Below are 19410 nucleotides of genomic sequence, written 5' to 3'. Positions count from 1 at the left end.
TAATTTTTTGTGAGTATAATGATTTTCATTGGCTATTGCCAAGTCGTTTTGAGATGGAAACGAACCGTTTTTGTATTAATTGCCATTTTCCACCTCACCCAGAGACTCTCTAAGAGGACTCAGAGGAAAATGAGAACTCAGCATTCATTTCAGGCGGCTTGGAGGGGATGCTCTTTTGTCAGGTGTCAGGCTAGCTCTTCCTCGTTCCTCCATGACCCAACGCCACTATCCTTATGATTTTGATATTAAGCCAGAGGTATTTGAAAAATTGGATGATCGGATTTTGCATCCGTGCTTTTTGCGATTTTGTTATTATTTGTGCCATGATATTGTTCGTTTATTCAGGTATTAGCCACCAAAAGGGCCGCATTTTAGCTTTGTACAGAAAGGCGTAGTGCAAAGTGAGCTTGACCCAGTGCCCCGCCAGGCCAATGTCGCCAAACGTTTTGTGAATATCCCTTCCCCCGGTGCTGGGATACTTCTTGTAGTCCGGCACAATGGGGAATGTGGTAATACTGATGCCTGTACCCTGTGTATGCCCGTATCCCGCTGAAGCGATACAAGCCGCCCCCATATTGCCCATCGAGCCTTTGTGAGGCAATGCGATTTTTCCGTGGTTGACCGACGCTATGATATTGTCTGCCACCAGCTTGGCAGTGATGCCCGAAGGCATGCCTGTTCTGGGGGGCGAGGGAAATATGTCCGTGCCGTTTTTGCTCTTTCTTGGCCTCGATATTGTGTGAGGAGGGGCGAAAGCAATGCCCGGGGCGAAAATATTAGGGTAGGAAGGGTTTTGGTAGGTTTCCGGCCAGTCCTGCACGGTCCATTCTTCGTATGGCCTGGGGGTATAGTCGGCATCAACGACCATGAAGCCCTTGAAGAGCCTGTCGGTGATGTCGCCTCCTGCTTTGTCGTAGGCTTTGAAGCCGTGGCCCGAAAAAGCCGGGATCAGCATGGCGAAATCAAACTCCTCGGTTTTATATTCCCCGTCGAGGTTTTCATAGTGGGCTTTGCCGTCTTCCAGTTTGGTAACTCCGGCGCCTGTTATCCAGCGAATGCCCCGATCCCGGAAGACCATCTCCATCATGTCGCTCGACTTCATCACTTCGTTGCCATAGCTGAGCAGCATACCGTCGATGCCGAAGTCGCCGAGGGCGTATTCGTTGGAAATCCAGGTGATGTCGACCAGGTCTCTTACGCCAAACCTGACAAGCTCTTTTTCTACATTGAGGATGTACTCGAATGCAGCCCCCTGGCAGGTAGCTTTGGGGTGTCCGGTGCCGATGAGGATTTTGGCTCTTTCGCCCGATGATTTTAGCTTGTCGATCAATACCTTTAGTCCTTCCCAGGCGTGTTCTGCATGGTCGTAAGTGCAAACAGAGTAAGCCTTGTTGGTGCCAGGTGCCATGCCTTCCGTCATGTCAAACGCCAGCTTCGGCCCCGTAGCGTTGATCAGGTAATCGTAAGTGACCTTTTCCTGCTGCCCTTTTTTGTCGGGGGAGGTGTATTCAACCTTCACAAAGGGCATGCTTTCCTCAACATCGCCCTCCGGATGGAACGTGACCACTTTGGCCTGCTTGAAGCCGATGCCTTTCCTTTTGTAAAGTGGGGTCAGAGGAAATACCGTGTCTTTGCGGGTCATTCGCCCAATACCTACCCAAATATTGGAGGGTATCCACTGGTAATTGCTGTTGGGTGACACCACCAGCACCTCGTGTTTCTTTGACAGCTTGCGCCGCAGGTGGGAGGCGGCAGTATGGCCGGAAATACCGGCCCCGAGTACAACGATCTTTGCCATGTCCTTTATATTTTACATAAATGTCGGCAGGGCAGAGGAGGAAGTATGTGACAGTAGTTACAGTGGGGACATGATTTTGATCAATGCCATTTGATATCCTTAGAAACCTCAGAATCCCATCCAAAAACCAAACTGCCACACGTCAGGGCTGATGCTTGCGTCAAAATAACTGGCCCGGCGTTCAGCATTGCTGATGATTGATTCTTTGACTTTTTTCCTGAACTGAAAAAGACCCAGGCTCACATCCACTCCCATGTTCTTATGGAAGTTGTACCTAAGCGATGGCATCAGTGCCGTTTTCATGTATTCACGGGTTTGCTTTCTGTAGTATGATCCTTTTGTTCCATAAAGCCCGCCGTCGATCTCGGTAATAGTGTACCCAGTACCCGATCGCTTTTCAGCCATCCACATATAGCCGACATAAAGGTCAAGAACAGCATAAAATCCGCCAGCTATTAGATAGTTATTTTGCACGAAGGCATCTGGAGAAGTTGCGGTGATTGACTGTTTTTGATTAGAGTACTGATCCAGATAAAAGCCGTAGGATCCATATGAAGGAATGTCCTTTTTAGGGTTTATTTCTTCGGAATTCACAGTTTGAGAAAAAGCTATGCCGCCGAAGAAATGATCGTTGATTCTTTTTGCAACACCAATTCCGTAAGTGCTCACAATAGTCTTGCTGCCCATTTGCGAGCCGATAGAAACAGGGTAGTACGGGTTCAAGTCAAAAAAATCTTTGTAAGAGGAGTGGAAAGAACCGGCTGCTTTTATCACGTAGGAAACATCGGCTTGGGCAAAAGCCTTTGCGCCCGCTAGCAGTACGAACAAAAGACTTAGCAGCGTCAATCTTGTTTGTGCTGGTGTTGATGGTTGTAGGCGAGGGGATTCTTGTAGGTTGTTTTCTTTTGCCATGTGCTGATTGTTAAAGAGCATACCAAACGCCAATACTCCACCTCCTGGGGTTAAAGTTGATCTGCCATTCCTGCGATTTGTTAGTTATATCGCTGGTTCTGGCGTCTTTGATTTTTCTTCCGTACTGAATGCCCCCAAGGCCAAGGTCTACCCCTAGTTTCTTTGCAAAATTGAACCTAAGCCCGGGGCTGATTCCGACGATTATTTTTTGGTATTCCCTGGGGTAGTCAAAAGAACCGCCTGTGACCTCGCCATATGGTATCCCATTGTCGTGGATGGTGCCGAGGTTCGGTGGTGTATAGCCGTCAGCGTATTTCTGCCATCTCCGTTCCGAAAACGATGCAACATCCCCAAACTCATACCTCGAAAACATACTCCCAATGAATGAAATGTTCTTATGGAGCCTCAAGCTGTAGAGAGCAGTAATTTCCGGGCTCAGGGCCCAGTCCCGTGTCTTGCTGTAGGTGTAGGACGATATCGTGCAATAGCCCCGGCAGGACACCTCCGGCACATCTTTCGAGGGGTTATATACACTGTTGAGACTTCGATACGAAATGCCGGCGCCGAGCCAGAAATTTCCCTTTATCCTTCTGATGAAGGCCAAAGAAAGGGAATAACTGGTGTTGTTAATGCCATAGTATGTGAAGGCATTTTCGTCGATTGCCAATTGCTCAGACCTATCGAGATGCGAAAAGCTGTAACTGCCGGAAAATCTAATCAGGGATTTAGCGCTATCCGGCGATTGAGCCAGGCAAGAAGTTGAAAGAAAAATGAATATCCCAGTTTTAGTTAAACATACGGCTGGGTGTTTGAGCCAACGTGGGTTCATTTTGAAGGATTTTGACGAAAATATACAAGATTCACTAAAATAAGGTTGTGTTTGGCAAGGCTTTATTGGGAAAAATATTTGCTCCTGCCAGCATTTACTACCTCAGAACCATTTCTCGACTGTCGGCTAGTTTCTTAAAAAATTGCTCATATCTTGAGCGCAAAAATAAGGGTCGTACAAGCGACTGTTTTACGATGAAAAATTTACAAATGCTGGCTTGTCTGTTGACACTGGTTGTGCTGAAGTCGTATGGGCAAGCCAATCTCGACAAAATTGAGTGGGTGGAGGGAGAAGTCAATACGGGAGAGACGATCTTGACGGGCGGAATTGGGATGGATGCCACCACCAGAGAAGGAACCCTGCTGCTCAAAACCGAACAGGGAATCAAAGCCTATCCTCCCGACAAGGTAGTGTCATTCTTTTTTATAGATCAGAGAAAAGGGGCTGCCGACACCGTTTTTTTTGAGACGGTGCAAACGAAGTACACTGATAAACCGACCAATCAACGAAGCTTCCAACGGCTTGTGAGAAAGGGGCCTTACTACTCTTTGTATAAGTCATACGTACCAGATAGAAAAGCGATGGGCTTTATTTTGCCGCCAATATCGGGCTGGATAGTGGTTGGTTTTTTTACCTATGTTGAGAGTGAAGAAATGCTGTTTCTTGAGAAGCGAGGTACCGCCTTTCAGATTTCCAGACCAAGAAATATGCTTGAGGAGGAGGGATATAATGCTACGGCTAAAATAGACCAAAGTGCATTTTACGATGTAGTTGAGCCCTATGCCCAGCAAGTAAAGAGCTTTATAAAGTCGAACCGACTGAAATTCAAGAAGGCAGAGGACATGGAGAAGATAGTCGACTACCTCAACACGTTATGATTTCAGTCGATGAGGGGTTATCTCTGCCGTTGAGAGTCTGAAAAGTGACAAGTGTTTCTTTAATTAGCATAAAACAATATGCATTCGTAATGGGGAACGTAATCTTAGATTTAGCGGTCACTCTGGACGGGTTTATCGAAGGGCCCAACGGCGAAATTGATTGGTGTATAATGGACGATGATATGGATTTTAGTGGGTTTCTTTCCAGCATCGACACTATTTTTTACGGCAGAGTGAGCTACGACATGTGGGGTAATTTTCAACCCGATACAAATGCTAGTGAGACCGAAAAGTCCATTTGGGCAGGCGTTCACTCGAAAAAGAAATACGTTTTTTCTACCCAACCAAAGTCTGACGGGAAGGCCACGTTTATTGCTTCAGGCTTAGCTGACAAAGTCAGAGAGCTCAAGGAAAAGGAGGGCAGGGACATTTGGTTGTACGGTGGAGCCAGCCTGATAGAAACATTTATCGACCTGCAGTTGATCGACATCTACAGGCTGTCTATTCACCCGACGGTGCTGGGGGCGGGTAAGCCCCTGTTCGGAAACCTGAGGGAGCGGCTCAATCTCAAGCTGCTTAAAACAAATGTGTTTCGGTCAGGTGTGGTGCAGGTTATTTATGAGCACAAAAAATAGGTGACTGTAAACTGGTGGAGGTGTCGTTCCCAAGCTCTTCGAAATTTTGATTCCGAGGGCAGATCGTAAGATCTCTGATCCTGTTTCTCCAATTGGATTAAGGAACAGCTTCGACAACCTTTTGTCTGGTACGAAAAGCACTGGCCTCACCAGTTTGCAGTAGAATATCACTCACTAATTTCCCGGAAATTGATACCTTACCGGTACAGTACGTGGAATATCCGCTCATAGAAATGAAGAAAGAATGGGGAAGAGATTAGATGCCATCACACCAGAATTGAAGACATTCATTGAGAATCAAAAGATATTTTTTGTGGGAACTGCGGCGGACGAAGGCAGAGTGAACGTGTCGCCTAAAGGCACCGATGCCTTTCGGGTGTTGGATGACAACAAAATTATTTGGCTCAACTTAACAGGAAGCGGAAACGAAACAGCCGCTCATTTATTGAAGAATGATAGAATGACGGTTATGTTCTGTGCATTTGAGGGGAAGCCTTTGATTCTCAGGCTTTATGGAAACGCTAAGATCTATCATAAACGAGACAGCAAATTCCAGGAATATATCGGTCAGTTTCCTGAAAACACGGGCTCCAGGCAAGTCATTGAAATGCATGTCGATTTGGTGCAAACGTCGTGCGGATTTGCCGTGCCCTACATGGATTTCAAAGAGGAGCGAACTATTTTGAACGACTGGTCGGCCAAACAAGGGACTGAGGGAATTGAAGACTACTGGAAGAATAGAAACACAGAGAGCATTGACGGATTTGAAACGGGGATACTTAGAGAGTAGCATCGCATGGTTGATACGGTCGCTCTTCGGGATTTTTAATCTGTTCGGAGAAACCCCGAAGGCGCAGTAGTATCTCTGATCCGAATAAGAAAAACTACAAGTAGCCCCCGACACACTAAGGTTAGCAAATGCATAGCTCAGCAATGAATATACATCCGTTTGGATTGATCGTCTCCTACAAGAAGTGGTTCAAGACACCACGATTGATTTTCAAATCGCTAGGGTAGTGTGGACGATGTTTGGCAAATGCTTTGGGTAAACCACTACAGCATTGCCGCTTAGTTTGAAATTTTATAAATTTGTTTGTGGGAGATCATAACACGATAGAAGAATTCTTGAAAGAGCTTCAGAAAAAGCTCAAAAAAGAAATGCCTCGAATCAAAAAGGAAATCAAAGTATATGAGGAAAAGCTTTCTTCCGGAAAGTTGACAAAAAAGCCTACTCCTTCCCCCCAGTTTAATTAATGTCTAAGGCCAGGCTGTTTGTTATTGGCGGTTGCAATGGATCTGGGAAGTCTTCCTATGCCAAGGCAGTTACACCAATAGGAGTTGCATCATTTGACTACGACAAAGAGTTTCTGAAGGTCTATAACGCAATGTATGATTCAGAACTTCGGGCTGATATTGCACACAACAAAACCAGGCAATTACTAAAATATTCGGTGACAAACTCTATTAAACTACAGCGGGATTTTTGTTATGAAACAAACTTTAACTCAACGCCAATGCACTGGCCCGAGATGTTCCGTGCAGCGGGTTTTGAGCTGAATTTATTCTTTTTTTGCCTGGACTCTGTCGAAAAAGCGAAGGAGAGAGTACGTATTAGAGTGGAGAATGGGGGTCACTTTGTGCCTGACAACGAAATTGAGGAGCGTTATAAATTGGGCTTTGAGAATCTCGACCAGCAGTTCGCTCAATTCGATTTTGTCCACCTTTTTGATTCCAGTTTCTATAAAGAAGAACCGCATCACATTCTGTCTGCTAAGGAAGGTCAGTTGATTTATTTTTCTGAATTTCCTGAATTCTTGAAATTACTTATTCCTACTATCGCTAAAATGGCTTGCGAGAACTGGCATTGACCAGTTTATCGAAGCTATTGATAAGCATGTTTCCCTTCGAATTTGCTCCCCTTGCCCTTTAAACCTATATTCAAATCAGAGAACCTCACCTTAAGCCTCTACTTTTATAATGGAGAAATAATCTCCATCATTCTGTGTTTTTGCTAGCAAACTTTAAAAACCACTCATAAACCTCAACCCAATGAAAAAGTACCTACCCCTGTTCCTATTGGCTTTGCTGGCGGCCTGTAATCCTGAAACAAAGCAAAAGGCAACACCAGTCACAGTCGAAGAGTCTACCATTGGTCAGCAAATCGGTCAGCTGGCCTCCAATGAATTTCTGGGAAGAATGCCTTTTACCGAAGGAGAAACCAAAACCGTCAATTACCTGAAGGATGAGTTTGCTAAACTAGGGTTAAAGCCAGGCAATGGCAACAGCTATTTTCAGGAGGTGCCCATGGTAGAAATCACTGGTACGCCTTCAGAGAAAATGATCATCAGCGGTCGGGGTAAAACCATGGAGCTGGGCTTTATGAAAGACTTTGTCGCCCTCACCCTCAAACCTACCCCTGAGGTAAGCCTTGAAAACTCCGAGCTGGTATTTGCCGGTTACGGAATAGTGGCGCCCGAGTATGGCTGGAACGACTACGAGGGCATCGACTGGGCTGGTAAAACCGCCGTTGTATTGGTCAACGATCCTGGCTTCAAGTCGGGAGATTCTACTTTGTTCAAAGGGGATGAAATGACTTACTACGGTCGCTGGACTTACAAATATGAAGAGGCCGGCCGCCAGGGAGCTGCTGGTGTTATCATCATCCATGAAACCGAGAAGGCTTCCTATGGCTGGAATGTGATTCAGTCGGGCTGGACAGGCCCTCAGCTCAATCTGGAAAGCGACCGTCCCGTGGCCGACGTGCAGGGGTGGATATCCACACAGGCAGCAGATGATTTGTTTGCCGCTACTACACTGGAAAACAAAGATTACAACCAAATGGCCAGAACCAAGGGGTTCAAGCCGGTGCCGCTTGGCTTCACAGCGTCTGTAAAAGTTACCAACAGCATCAAAAGAGACGTGTCCAAAAACGTGGTGGCTTTGCTGCCCGGCACAGACCGAAAGGACGAATACATTATTTACTCCGGCCATTGGGATCATTTTGGTGTGGGGCGACCCATCGATGGTGATTCTATTTACAACGGTGCTGTGGACAATGCGTCAGGTACTGCCTGTTTGCTGGCTATTGCCGAAGCTTTCAAAAAAGAGGCTCCTACGAAGCGATCCATTGTGTTCATAGCTGTGACCGGCGAAGAGCAGGGCTTGCTGGGCTCAGCGTATTATTCAGAGCATCCCATTTATGATCCGGAAAAAACGGTCGCCAATATCAATATGGATGCCCTCTCCAGTCCCGGGCGAATGAAAGACCTGACCATTACCGGCTTTGGGCATTCTGAAATGGATGAGTACGCTGCCACCGCCGCCAAAAAACAGGGCCGCTATGTGATCCCCGATCCCAACAAGGAGAAAGGCTACTTCTTCCGCTCCGACCACTTCAACTTCGCCAAAATTGGCATCCCTGCTTTGTATGCGTCGGGCAGTTATGAGGGCTTCGACTACAGCGTGGATCAGATCAAAGAAATGGCCGACCACTACGAAACTTACCAATACCACCAGCCCTCCGATGAATACGACCCTGCGACCACCAATTTGACCGGCGTGCAATTTGATGCCCAGTTGATGTTTGAGGTGGGCCTGAAGTTGGCTAACGAAGACTACTTCCCCAAATGGTACGATGGGAGCGAGTTCAAGGCTGCGAGGAAGAGGCAGGAGTGACGAAGCCTTGCAGCGCTGGCTAAATCTCCCAGCTGTCAAGAGCAGGCTCACCAGCTCATGCGGATCGGGTTTAGTCACTCCAAATAGTTATTGAGAAACATAGTACGAGACTTTCCTGGCTCAAATACAAACAGTTTTGGTTCCCAGTGGTTCTTAGAATGATTGCTACTACGCAAAGCGTCAATGAGCCAACTCGCACAAAATGACATAGACAGGGTAATCGAAATGGCCTGGGAAGACCGCACACCCTTCGAAGCGATTGAACACCAGTTTCAGCTGCAAGAAAAAGAAGTGATTGATCTCATGAGGCGGACGCTCAGGGCATCGAGTTTCAGACTATGGCGAAAGCGTGTCAATAGTGGTGTTAGCCAGAAACATTTGAAAAAGCGCAATGAAGCCATAGAACGTTTCAAATGTGCCAGCCAACGTCAGATCACGCACAACAAAATCAGCAAACGGTGATCTTTTTCCTTCTCTCAACACATCCCCAAAAAAATTAAGATGCACTTCTCAAAAGCCGATTTAGCCAACACAGAAAAGGTAAGGCGACTCAATATCATCAATTCTGTCTCGGGCATAAAGCCCGGAAATCTGATCGGGACTCGCTCCAATACGGGGCAAGCCAACCTGGCAATCATTAGCTCGGTGGTGCATCTGGGAAGCAACCCCTCCTATTTGGGGTTTATCGTGCGCCCAAGCGAAGAGGTGAGGCGGCATACGCAGGAGAATATCCTTGAAAACGGATGGTTTACCATCAATCATATTCGGACGGCTTTTATCAGGAACGCTCACTATACTTCCGCCAAATTCGATTACGATGTATCCGAGTTCGATGCTTGCGGCCTGACGGAGGAAACGTTGTATGATTTCCATGCGCCTTTTGTGAAGGAAAGCACGCTGAAGATGGGACTGAAGCACGTGGAAAATGTGGCAATCCATTCTACCGGCACAACCATGATTGTGGGGCAAATTGAACACCTGATTGTGCCCGACGAAGCGATAAATAAGCAGGGATATATTGACCTGGGGGTGGCAGACGGTGTTGGTATTTCAGGCCTAAACTCCTATTATAAACTCGAGAAGGTCGCCGATTTTCCCTATGCCAGAGTGAGTGAGGTGCCAGATTTCAGTAAATGAAAAAGCCGCATTTGCCGACCAAAATTTGCCCCGTTTGTGAAAGGCCGTTTGCCTGGCGAAAGAAATGGGAACTCAATTGGAGCGAGGTGATCTATTGCAGCGAAAAGTGCAGACGAAGCAAGTCAAAAGGATGAAATTTGGACCTTAATGGCAGCAAAAATGAAAGCCACAGCTCAAGAGGTAGTAGACAAGCTAGGTTGGATCAATAATGTGCTCAGGTATGTGTGGCTGGGCCTGTTTTTGCTCATGGCTCTTGCCATTTTTTTCATCTACTCAAGAATAGGATGGTCGAAAGAAATAATCCGACTAATGGCGGTCATTGCGGCCACCTTTTCTTATCCCATTTACACGTTGGGCTTCAAACTTATTGCCTCCCTCATTGGCAATATTTTGTATATCGTGCTCGTGTCTTGGGTGCTGAGTACTTTATGGAAGGAATTCCCGGCGATTGTGTATATGCTTAGCCCGATCATTGCCTGGGTGCAAATTGCTTCGGCGTATGCGGGTGCCCGGATGATTGTGAAATACTTTAGATAAAAGGCTGGCAGAATACTTTCCTTACGTGTGGCATGTCTTGTTTTCATCGCCGATTAGGTGTTTCTGTACCTGAATGTTTATTCAACTACCCAAACATGGGATATATGTAAAAATGCCCTTTGATAGTGTAACGCCTTAACGCTTACATTTCTTCACCTTGGCATCGGAGAAGCGTTGTCTTTTTTCGTGTGTCTTCACATGTAAAAATCTTACAAAGGCACATCACCTTCTTTGTCACTTTAAATCAAAAGCTTATGTCGAAGGATAATGATAAATCAAAGAAAGCGCCTGCCAAGAATCTAAAAGAAAAAAGAGCTGCCAAAGCCGCTAAGAAGAGCGATAAGAGTGCTGAGTAACTAAAGAGCTTGGTATAGGAGTCACGCCATTGCGATTATTTATGGCTCAATCGCCAACCTCGCACAAAAGACAGCCGCTGCGGCTGTCAGCGGGGTGAAAATGATAAGTTCAAGCACGCTGGTGGAGGCCAGGTTCCCTACGGTGTTGAGAGCGAAAAGCACAGCAAACGCCCAAAGCAAAACCTTTAATACCATAGTTGGCAGTTTTAGCTTCAAATAGCCTCCTTTGATCAGGATGACGGTAAGAATAAACAGGTTAACGACAATACTGACAGTTTCGAACCTCAGCATTTGCTCCCTGTTTTGAAGCCGCCCACCCCAGGTGGCTTCATAAGGAATAAGGCCGGTGATAATGGTGAGGTGGTACACCAGCACAAGCGATAGCAGGGCTATCATGGCGTGGACTGCAAGTTTGAAGTTGATGTTTTTAAGCATGGTGGTTCAAAAATGAGTGAGTTAAATCTTCCGGCAGCTCCATCCTGATTCTCCAATGCAACGGATAGTAGTTGTTGAACCTGGTAGCAATCCGTTTGATCCACCCAAGGGGCAGCTGCTGGTAGCACATCAGGTGCCATCCGTCTTTTTCTCTGTCGATGGCCCATTCCTCTTTGCGCAAGTATTGCAAAGCCTGCCTCAGGTCAAGCTCCCAGGCCGGGAAGGTGTCTTTTTTGAAAATGGTGGATAGCGCCAAAGCAGGGGCGGGTACCAAATTCTTTTTCTTGACCTCGGCCACCAGCACGCCAGCCTGCACAATGCGCAGCTCTCTGATCACCGCCCCCCAGGCCGGGTTATCGCCCTGGGGCATCGCCAGAATGTTTTCATAGTGCTGGAAATAGTCCCGTTCGTCAGTCAGCCAGGGAGCTACTTCTGCCTGTTCTTTCTTGCCTGTTGGGGCCAACGGAAACTTATCTTTTCTCGGAGCCTGCCATTCATCACCATCCAGCTTTCTTACTGCACACACAAAAAAGCCTTCGCCTTTTACCAGGTGAGGCATAAACTGGTAACCAACCACATGGTTGGCAGCTTGCACTTCTCTGATGTTCAGCCCGGCATCTACCGACAGGCTGACGGGCTCCAACTCCGTTTGCTGTGACAGCCACTGGATGTTTTGCTCGTTTTCGGCGGGGTTGTAGGTGCAGGTGCTGTATATCAACACGCCGCCGGGCTTCAGCGCCGGCCACACGTCCATCAAAATCCTTCGTTGCCGGTCGGAGCACAGGTGGGCATTGTCGGGCGACCACTCGTTGATGGCATTGGGGTCTTTCCGAAACAGCCCTTCGCCGGAGCACGGGGCATCTACTACGATCAGATCAAAAAAGCCTTGCAGCCTGTCGAAGTCCCTGGGGTCGTTGTTACTCACTACCACATTGGGAGCGCCCCATTTGGTCAGGTTCTCGGCCAGCACTTCCGCCCGGCTTTTGATCACCTCGTTAGAGACTAGCAGGGATTCTTTGCTGAGCAAGGAAGCTAGCAACGTAGACTTGCCACCCGGGGCTGCGCACAGGTCGAGCACTCTTAAGGGCTGAGAATGATCTACCGACTGCCGCACCACCTCTTCCAAAAACATGGAGCTGGCCTCCTGCACATAATAGGCACCGGCATGTATCAGCGGATCGAGGGTGAAGGAGGGCCTTTCCTGCAGGTAATACCCATTGGTCGACCACGGCACTTTTTCCAGCTGCACCGGAGCATGAAACTTCGCCGTATTGATGCGAATGGAGGTAGGAGAGTCGGTACTCAAAGCCTCCAGCAGCAACGATGCCTCGGCTCCCATTTGTGCCTGCAGCCTGTTCGAAAATGATGCGGGGAAGTTAGTTTTCATTTGTGGCTCTCGGCATGGTGGTAAGCAATGTACGGAGGTCTAAGGCTATTTTCCATTGACGTCGTCAGGGAGATTATTCACCTTGCCCCATTTCATTGAATGCCAGTCGAAGATTCCTACCCAATATTAAAAACCAAAGGGCCGATGAAAAAGCTTTAGCTCACTTAATTTCATCTAAAGACAGATCATTAATATGAATCGTGCCCACCAGGGCGGGTGGGCGAAAAATGGTGGCAGATGCGGGTTTTTGGCTTGTGCGTTAATTTTTCGTTGATTTTTCGGTCCGCCGAAGCGGGTTACTTTTCATCCCATCCGGGAACGGCAAGGAAAAGTAACAGCCAGCCCGGCTTAAGGGCAAAAAGGTCAAAAGAGAGATAAATTTTTTTGGTGTCATGATTTTAGGTTGTATCAACTGGGCAATCGCATTTAAAACAAATTCCAAATTTTACTTTCAAAGCTGTTCATTATCCTTGCTCCCGGTTGGGCGCCTTTATTTGCGGTTTTCAGCATTATGCTAAGTAAATTGAGATGGACCAAAAATCACTTCCCTTCGTTATTTTCCCCTCGCAGCATTTTCAACGTCATTAAGCAAGTCTTCTGGCGATTGTTGAAACACGGAGACACCATATTCTCCTACACTCTCGATAAACTCCCGTTTGGAAATCCCTGCGATAGCCGCCGCCTGACCGGACGATAGTTTCCCTTGATCAAACAGCTTTACTGCTACAATCATCGATACCTCTTTTTCATCGATATCGTCTGGTATGTTATTTAGAGTGATCGTTTTCATTTGTACAAATTCACAAAAAAGCCTTTGAAATGATGGGTGACTTTCCACCATCACCCCAAATGTAACTTCCTCATCAATACCCCAGCCGACACCTGCGTTATTTCTCCCGACTTCAGCGGAAAGAGACCAAGCTCTTCAATCGCCACTCTCACCAGCCTGAGCGTGGGGTGCCCCACCGCCGCCGTCATGCGCCGCACCTGCCGGTTCTTGCCTTCAATCAGCTTCAGCTCCAGCCACGTAGTGTTGGGGTACTTCTGGTGATTCACCGGCGGATTTCTTTCCTCCAGCGCCTCGGGGCTGGGTATCACCTTTGCCTCAATCGGCAGGCTATTGTGCTCTTTTCCCTTGATCCTGATCACGGGGCCTTTGGTAAGCGCCTCCAGTGCCTTGTGATCCACCACGCCTTCCACCTCCACCCAATAGGTGCGCTTGTGCTCATTGCTGGGGTGGAGTAGCCGGGCGTTCAGCCCTTTGTCGTTGGTGAGCAGCAGCAGCCCCTCGCTGTCGGTGTCCAGTCGGCCTACGGGATACACATCCTTCGGCAGCTTGAACAGGGTGCTCAGTCCAGGGTTACCGTCTTCGTCGGTGAATTGGCTCAGCACGCCATAGGGCTTGTGAATGATGAAGTACAAATGCTCTTTCCCTGCCACCGATCTTTCTTTATTGATTCAGTTTTTTCAACTCTTCCATTTCTTCCTCACTCAGGGCAAGGTCGATCTGAATGCGTCTTTCTGAAGGCAAAACAGTGAATAAAATGCCAAAAATGAAGACAGGTGCCAGAAAGTAAAGCGGGTCGTAGGTAACGATAGCCCCAACCACGCCAATCAGCCCCACTGTCTCCAGCACAGCCCCTCTGATCACCTTGTAGTTGTACCACGACTGTAGCCTTTGCTGCAAAGGAATGTTAGGATCAGTCTTCAGCAGCTTTCCTGTAAAAGTCCACCCTGCCAGTGTCGCCAGTGCCACAGCGAGGATGGCATATTTGGGCAGTCCCGTGGGAATGATCGTTGCCCCCTCGCCGGAGAAAAAAACAAAGAAAGAAACCATCGTGAAGAGGGCCAGGGTCGACATGAGAGAAATGTAAACCAGCCGGAGAATGGTAAGGTATTTTTTGAGCGTCATTTTTTACTGTTTTCGAAAGTAATGCCAATACTTCCTCAAACATAACAAATGATGTTTAGGTTTGCTTGTATTCCATCCGGTCAACGATGGCCGCCACCGTCACATTGCTAGTGATGTTGACCACCGTACGAAACATGTCGAGTATCCTGTCGACAGCAAAAATAAGCCCCAGGCCTTCAGCATTCAGCCCCACGCTTTGCAAAATCACGATCAGCATCACCATGCCTGCGCCGGGCACCGGAGCCGCACCAATAGAGGCCAGCGTGGCCATGAGCACAATCGTAAGCTGCTGCCCCAGGCTCAGGTCAACCCCAAAGGCCTGAGCGATGAAGACCGCCGCCACTGCCTGATAAAGGCTGGTGCCGTCCATGTTCACGGTGGCGCCAATCGGCAGGCAGAAGCTCGTCACCTCTTCCCTGAGGCCAAGCTTTTCTTCGCTGCACTTCATGGTTACCGGCAGCGCCGCTGCGCTGGAACTGGTGCTGAAGCCCAGCATCTGCGCCGGAAGGATGTCCTGGTAAAACTTCTTCACCGGGATTTTTGTAAAAATTTTGAGCATCAGCGGATACACCAGCAGCAGCATCATAAAGAGCCCGAAAACAACTGCAAAGGAATAAAGCCCCAGTGCCTGAAACAGCTCAAGCACCCCACCACCGCTTGAGAAGTCGGCCACCATGCCGGCCATGAGGGCAAACACGCCATAGGGAGCAAACTTCATAATGATGTCCACGATTTTCAGCACAATGTCATTGGCTTCCAGAAAAAACTTGCGGACAGTCTCCGTCTGCTTTTCGGGCAGCATCACCATGGCAATGCCAAAAATCAGGGCAAAGAAAATCACCTGCAGCATCCGCTTGTTATCGCCCAGCGACATAAACAGGTTTTCTGGAACGGTATCCACCACAAACTGTAAGGGCCCCTTGGTTTGAAAATCCTGTGCCATCGCACTCCTTTCTTCTACCTTCGAAGAGTACATCGCCTTCAACTCTTCCCGCTTTTCCGGGGAGAAAGAAAGGCCGGGATTGATAATGTTGACAGTGAGCAGGCCAATGGTGATGGCCATGATAGTGGTGAGAAGAAACAAAACAAAGGTCTTCGTACCCATCGGGCTCAGCCGGCTGATGTCTTTCAGGTTGCTCATGCCCACAATGAGGCTCACCAGCACCAGGGGCACGGCGATCAGCTTCAGCAGGTTAATGAAAATGGTGCCAAAGGGGCTTATCCAAACCCTGATAAATGCAGAGGTGCCAAGAGATCCGGCTAAAAGGCCTGCCAGAACGCCGGCGATCATTCCGATAATAATCTGCCAGTGAAGAGCGGGTTTTTTCATTCAGGGCCAACGGTTGATGGTGTATAAATGCGGAAAGATATGTGATTGCCCGATCCGTTGATTTGCGGCGCAGTGAAATATTTTTTACGGAAGGAATTATGGTTAATTTGGGCAAAAGGTTGAGTGCCAGCGGTAGCCTGTCAGGCGTTGGCATTCTCAAATAAGATGCTCTCAAAATGCACACACATCCCAGAACCGTAGCTTACTCTCAGGTCACCATTACTGAGCTCATGATTCCGTCTTACGCCAACTTTGGTGGCAAAATCCACGGTGGCATTCTGCTGTCGCTTATGGACAAAGTGGCCTACGCCTGTGCCACCAAGCATTCCGGTGCCTATTGCGTCACGGTTTCTGTCGACACCGTAGATTTTTTGCAACCAGTGGAGGTGGGTGATCTCGTTTCGTTGAAAGCGTCTATCAACTATGTAGGTAATTCTTCTATGGTGGTGGGCATTCACGTGATAGCGGAAAATGTAAAAGACGGCGTGGTGAAGCATACCAACAACAGCTATTTTACCATGGTAGCCAAAGACGACAACGATAAGCTGACTACGGTGCCCGCACTCATTTTGTCCGACAAAGAGGAGGTAAGGCGGTTTGTGGAAGCTATCCACCGAAAAGACCTGAAGAAGGAGGCCGCCGAAAGAATGCAGGAGACCAAGAAGGTTTTTCAGTTGGAAAATGTAATGTCTCTGCTGGAGAAGGAGCGGTGTGAGTTGAGGTTTGACTAAATACCATGGCCATGCTTTCAGGCTATTCCACCATGAACCGGGCACTAAAGTTGACTTTGTCAGAAACTAACCTGATCAGATAAAGACCTGTGGCCAGCCCGGTGTCGATGGAAATCAAATTTTTACCCTCGTAGATAATAATTGGTTGAGAGGAGACCATATTACCATGCACATCGTGAATAAAGGCCATACCACCTCCGGAAATGCTGGCCTCGAATTCGGTCGTAAATAGCCCTTTGTTTGGGTTTGGATAAATATTGATATCTGACACGGTGGCAGATGGAACCACGCAGTCATAAGGTATGGAAATGTCGGTGTTGAACCTTTCGTTGTATTGTTTGGCAACAACGCATGGTCTTTTTTTAATGAATTCCGATAGATTATCCATATCCAGGCCCCATTCCTCTGGGTTGAAACGGTAGCTGAACCTGTCAATTTGTGCCCCTATTTCGTTCTGTATCGCTATAAGAACATCCCTGTAATAGGCTTCCAAACTGTCGGTACCCAGCTCATTGGCAAGCAAATGCTGGAGCCTCCCGGTAAACCGGTTCCTGAAGTCTTCGTTTTCCATCATCTTTCTCAGGAAGAGTGTGGCCCCTTCGCTGGTGGGCCATACTTCGTCACCCGTGTACAGGGCGTTGGCAAATGCGTCGAAACTGTAATCGGCCAACGTAGCATCCCCATCCTGGAAAATCCATCGTCGCAGCGAACTGTCGTTTCGCTCCCGCCAGCTACGCACATTGTTGGCTGGCCAGTCTTTGTTGGCACTGAATATCTGGAATATCTCATAGTCAATGAAGTTGTCAATATCCATCTTGCGGGCAACGGCTTCGTAAGCCTCGGGGCTTGACAGATCCGACTCCTCTATGTATTTATACAACTCATCAAATGCAGGTATTTCGGGTCCACCCCAGCCTTCCGCCATATCGACCTGCTCCTGAGCGACTCCCTCATTGTACGCTATAAATCGCTCATCAATACGCTCCTGAAGGAAATAGATTCCCCAATATTCACCATTTAAATAAACGACCACTGGTTTCGAGGCGGCTACATCAATATTGAGTGTGGCCGCAGCCCTGGCACAGAGGTAATCTTCAATCCCGGCTTGCGTCCACGACGAAGAAAATGGCTTAAGAACAAGTCGACTATATTGTTCAACAGGGTTTTCTTCAAAAAACGGATGATCGAAAGCTGAAATTCCGTATTCGCCTCTGGCATAAAGACGCATTCCCTTTTGCGGAAAATGGCGGGTATATCCTCCATGAATTCTCAGGCCAGCTCTTTGATTAAGGCTGATGCCTGTCGGTTCAAAATATTCAAAGTTGATTTCTCTTTCCCATGCGTCTCCGGTTTCATAGTAGTTTCCCGTCCAGTGAGGGTCGTCAGCGTCCCAGTGAACGCCGGGCACAAAGATCCCAGTTTCAGTGTCAAAAAGACTCTTGTGACTGGCGACAATTGAGATGACCGGTAGGTCGTGATGATTGCTTCCAAGCGACTTGATCAGGTAAGTGTTGGTGAAAGTAGGGCTTACGGGCCTGCCAGCCTGGTCAAAAACGGCTGCCCTGATGACAATGCATTTCAGGACTCCGTCAGCTGCCACCTGTTCTGCATTTTTTTCTGATGAGACCTTTATTTTAAAGATTTCTGCTTTGGAGGTCAGGCTGGAATTGAGACTCAATGAATCTGTGTATAGCGCTGATGTGCTGGTGGGGGTACTCCCATCGGTGGTGTAACGTATCTGCCCCTGCGGAAGGCTCGATGTGAGGCCAAGTTGTGTGGAAAGCTCGTAGATCCCTCCCACATGGCTGAAGCGCACGGAATGCTGGGTTTCACCGCTGTTTTGTTGCCCCGGCGTCGGCAGGTAAAATATCCGTCTCTCGATACCACCGTCTGGTGCGAGGCCAAAACTCAGGTCAGTATCCATGGGAGGTACATCCATCTGGTGGACGATCACCCCATCCCGGGTAAGAATAAGCGACTCCCCGTTGGCACTTACCGCAAAATTGGTGTGTATTTCTGCACCTCTTTCTGCCCGGTTTTTCCCTGAGGCAAACAAAAGCAAAAAGCCATGTGGCGCAATTGACGTGTCTGGCAGGGTAAATTTGAAATAGTCGCTTTCCGTATCCGAAATGTGATACCCCGCTAGCGGTACAGCGGCCTCAGATGGATTGTAAAGCTCCAGCCAGTCAGGCGTGTCCCCGTTTTCATCAAGAAGAAAACCGTCGTTGGACGACATCACTTCATTGATAACGAGGTCTTGCGCACCAAGGCTACCACACTGTATCAGGAAGATAAATACCTTAAGAAAACGCTTCACCATTGGAGGGTTTTATATAGCACTTTTAGCTGCAGGTGTATGCGGGAAAAATTTGACATTTTTCGACCGTTGACAAAATTCGCCCAGCCATTCGTTTCCAGCAAACTTTATTATGTTTTTCGAGCGAAAGTCTTGTCAGCAGCTGGATGAGTTGCCATCAGCATTTGACATGCGGTGTGAATTAGGTGGGAGAAGGTTTGTGAAATGGACGATCTTCGATATGTTCCGACTGGTATCGCTGAGCGAGGTACGCTGAGCGACAAGATCAAATTACAGATAAAAACGGATAAGGCACCACAAAGCCCCATCGGGGCGGTTTTTTTCAGCGTTGGGTTTCAACCCGACGCTAAAACAAGCAGAAGATAGTTTTTGATGATATTTTTCCGCACCGTTCCACATTTTCCCAAGGGAGTCGCTGAGCGAGAAAGCCCAACAGTAGATAAAAATGGATCTCTGATCCAATAGCTGGCCAACCAATCCTGGCGTACCAGTGGCTTAAGCCCAACCTGCCAAGCAAGTACCTTGTATTTAATAGAGCAGA

The 19410-nt window shown here is 47.9% G+C and carries 20 protein-coding genes; 10 read left to right on the top strand and 10 right to left on the bottom strand.

Annotation, left to right across the window (positions count from 1 at the left end):
* Positions 1-337: 337 nt before the first annotated feature.
* The 3 genes from RT717_RS19495 to RT717_RS19485 form a co-directional block, all read right to left on the bottom strand.
* On the bottom strand, positions 338-1798 hold the full coding sequence (locus RT717_RS19495; protein ID WP_317488029.1) for an NAD(P)/FAD-dependent oxidoreductase: 1461 nt from the start codon (positions 1796-1798) through the stop codon (positions 338-340).
* A 108-nt stretch (positions 1799-1906) separates the two neighbouring features.
* Positions 1907-2710 carry a hypothetical protein gene (locus RT717_RS19490; protein WP_317488028.1) on the bottom strand — a complete coding sequence of 268 codons (804 nt, stop codon included), beginning with the start codon at positions 2708-2710 and terminating at the stop codon, positions 1907-1909.
* Positions 2711-2720: 10 nt separating this feature from the next.
* On the bottom strand, positions 2721-3539 hold the full coding sequence (locus RT717_RS19485; protein WP_317488027.1) for a hypothetical protein: 819 nt from the start codon (positions 3537-3539) through the stop codon (positions 2721-2723).
* A 194-nt stretch (positions 3540-3733) separates the two neighbouring features.
* Here RT717_RS19485 and RT717_RS19480 point away from each other — a divergent pair, with 194 nt between their 5' ends.
* The 9 genes from RT717_RS19480 to RT717_RS19440 all read left to right on the top strand — a co-directional run bounded on the left by RT717_RS19480 (position 3734) and on the right by RT717_RS19440 (position 10401).
* Positions 3734-4417 carry a hypothetical protein gene (locus RT717_RS19480; RefSeq protein WP_317488026.1) on the top strand — a complete coding sequence of 228 codons (684 nt, stop codon included), beginning with the start codon at positions 3734-3736 and terminating at the stop codon, positions 4415-4417.
* 89 nt (positions 4418-4506) lie between these two features.
* Positions 4507-5052: a dihydrofolate reductase family protein gene (locus tag RT717_RS19475; RefSeq protein ID WP_317488025.1), complete on the top strand. Its 546-nt coding sequence runs from the start codon at positions 4507-4509 to the stop codon at positions 5050-5052.
* A gap of 244 nt (positions 5053-5296) precedes the next feature.
* Positions 5297-5842: a pyridoxamine 5'-phosphate oxidase family protein gene (locus tag RT717_RS19470; RefSeq protein WP_317488024.1), complete on the top strand. Its 546-nt coding sequence runs from the start codon at positions 5297-5299 to the stop codon at positions 5840-5842.
* Between the two features lie 463 nt (positions 5843-6305).
* The gene (locus RT717_RS19465) at positions 6306-6920 is read left to right on the top strand and encodes a zeta toxin family protein (RefSeq protein ID WP_317488023.1); all 615 of its coding nucleotides are present in this window, start codon (positions 6306-6308) and stop codon (positions 6918-6920) included.
* A 181-nt stretch (positions 6921-7101) separates the two neighbouring features.
* Positions 7102-8727 (top strand): M28 family metallopeptidase, encoded by a 1626-nt coding sequence (locus RT717_RS19460; RefSeq protein WP_317488022.1) that lies wholly within the window; start codon positions 7102-7104, stop codon positions 8725-8727.
* Positions 8728-8910: 183 nt separating this feature from the next.
* Complete coding sequence (locus RT717_RS19455; protein ID WP_317488021.1) at positions 8911-9189, top strand: TIGR03643 family protein; 279 nt, start codon at positions 8911-8913, stop codon at positions 9187-9189.
* 39 nt (positions 9190-9228) lie between these two features.
* Entirely contained in the window at positions 9229-9864 is a 636-nt protein-coding gene (locus RT717_RS19450; protein WP_317488020.1) for a flavin reductase family protein, read from the top strand.
* The gene (locus RT717_RS19445; protein WP_317488019.1) at positions 9861-9998 is read left to right on the top strand and encodes a DUF2256 domain-containing protein; all 138 of its coding nucleotides are present in this window, start codon (positions 9861-9863) and stop codon (positions 9996-9998) included. The genes RT717_RS19450 and RT717_RS19445 overlap by 4 nt, the downstream gene beginning before the upstream one ends.
* Before the next feature lie 25 nt (positions 9999-10023).
* Positions 10024-10401, top strand: coding sequence for a hypothetical protein (locus RT717_RS19440; RefSeq protein ID WP_317488018.1), 378 nt, complete (start codon positions 10024-10026; stop codon positions 10399-10401).
* 395 nt (positions 10402-10796) lie between these two features.
* Here RT717_RS19440 and RT717_RS19435 read toward each other — a convergent pair whose 3' ends face one another.
* From RT717_RS19435 to RT717_RS19410, 6 genes are all read right to left on the bottom strand, one after another.
* The gene (locus tag RT717_RS19435; protein ID WP_317488017.1) at positions 10797-11192 is read right to left on the bottom strand and encodes a hypothetical protein; all 396 of its coding nucleotides are present in this window, start codon (positions 11190-11192) and stop codon (positions 10797-10799) included.
* On the bottom strand, positions 11185-12579 hold the full coding sequence (locus RT717_RS19430; protein ID WP_317488016.1) for a methyltransferase RsmF C-terminal domain-like protein: 1395 nt from the start codon (positions 12577-12579) through the stop codon (positions 11185-11187). Before RT717_RS19430 ends, RT717_RS19435 begins: the two co-directional genes overlap by 8 nt.
* A gap of 553 nt (positions 12580-13132) precedes the next feature.
* Entirely contained in the window at positions 13133-13369 is a 237-nt protein-coding gene (locus tag RT717_RS19425; RefSeq protein WP_317488015.1) for a UPF0175 family protein, read from the bottom strand.
* Between the two features lie 50 nt (positions 13370-13419).
* Positions 13420-14019 (bottom strand): pseudouridine synthase, encoded by a 600-nt coding sequence (locus RT717_RS19420; RefSeq protein WP_317488014.1) that lies wholly within the window; start codon positions 14017-14019, stop codon positions 13420-13422.
* 10 nt (positions 14020-14029) lie between these two features.
* Positions 14030-14491: a hypothetical protein gene (locus RT717_RS19415; protein ID WP_317488013.1), complete on the bottom strand. Its 462-nt coding sequence runs from the start codon at positions 14489-14491 to the stop codon at positions 14030-14032.
* A 55-nt stretch (positions 14492-14546) separates the two neighbouring features.
* A complete protein-coding gene (locus tag RT717_RS19410; protein WP_317488012.1) occupies positions 14547-15821 on the bottom strand; it encodes a dicarboxylate/amino acid:cation symporter in 1275 nt (424 codons plus the stop codon).
* Positions 15822-15997: 176 nt separating this feature from the next.
* Between RT717_RS19410 and RT717_RS19405 the strand changes: the two genes are divergently transcribed.
* Positions 15998-16552: an acyl-CoA thioesterase gene (locus tag RT717_RS19405; RefSeq protein WP_317488011.1), complete on the top strand. Its 555-nt coding sequence runs from the start codon at positions 15998-16000 to the stop codon at positions 16550-16552.
* A 22-nt stretch (positions 16553-16574) separates the two neighbouring features.
* Here the strand turns inward: RT717_RS19405 and RT717_RS19400 are convergent, their stop codons facing one another.
* Positions 16575-18872 carry a CotH kinase family protein gene (locus tag RT717_RS19400; protein ID WP_317488010.1) on the bottom strand — a complete coding sequence of 766 codons (2298 nt, stop codon included), beginning with the start codon at positions 18870-18872 and terminating at the stop codon, positions 16575-16577.
* Positions 18873-19410 lie beyond the last annotated feature (538 nt).

This window comes from Imperialibacter roseus, from assembly GCF_032999765.1.
GTDB classification, from domain to species: domain Bacteria; phylum Bacteroidota; class Bacteroidia; order Cytophagales; family Cyclobacteriaceae; genus Imperialibacter; species Imperialibacter roseus.
Note: the sequence above shows the minus strand (reverse complement) of the source record. Positions and strands in the feature narration are given on the sequence as shown.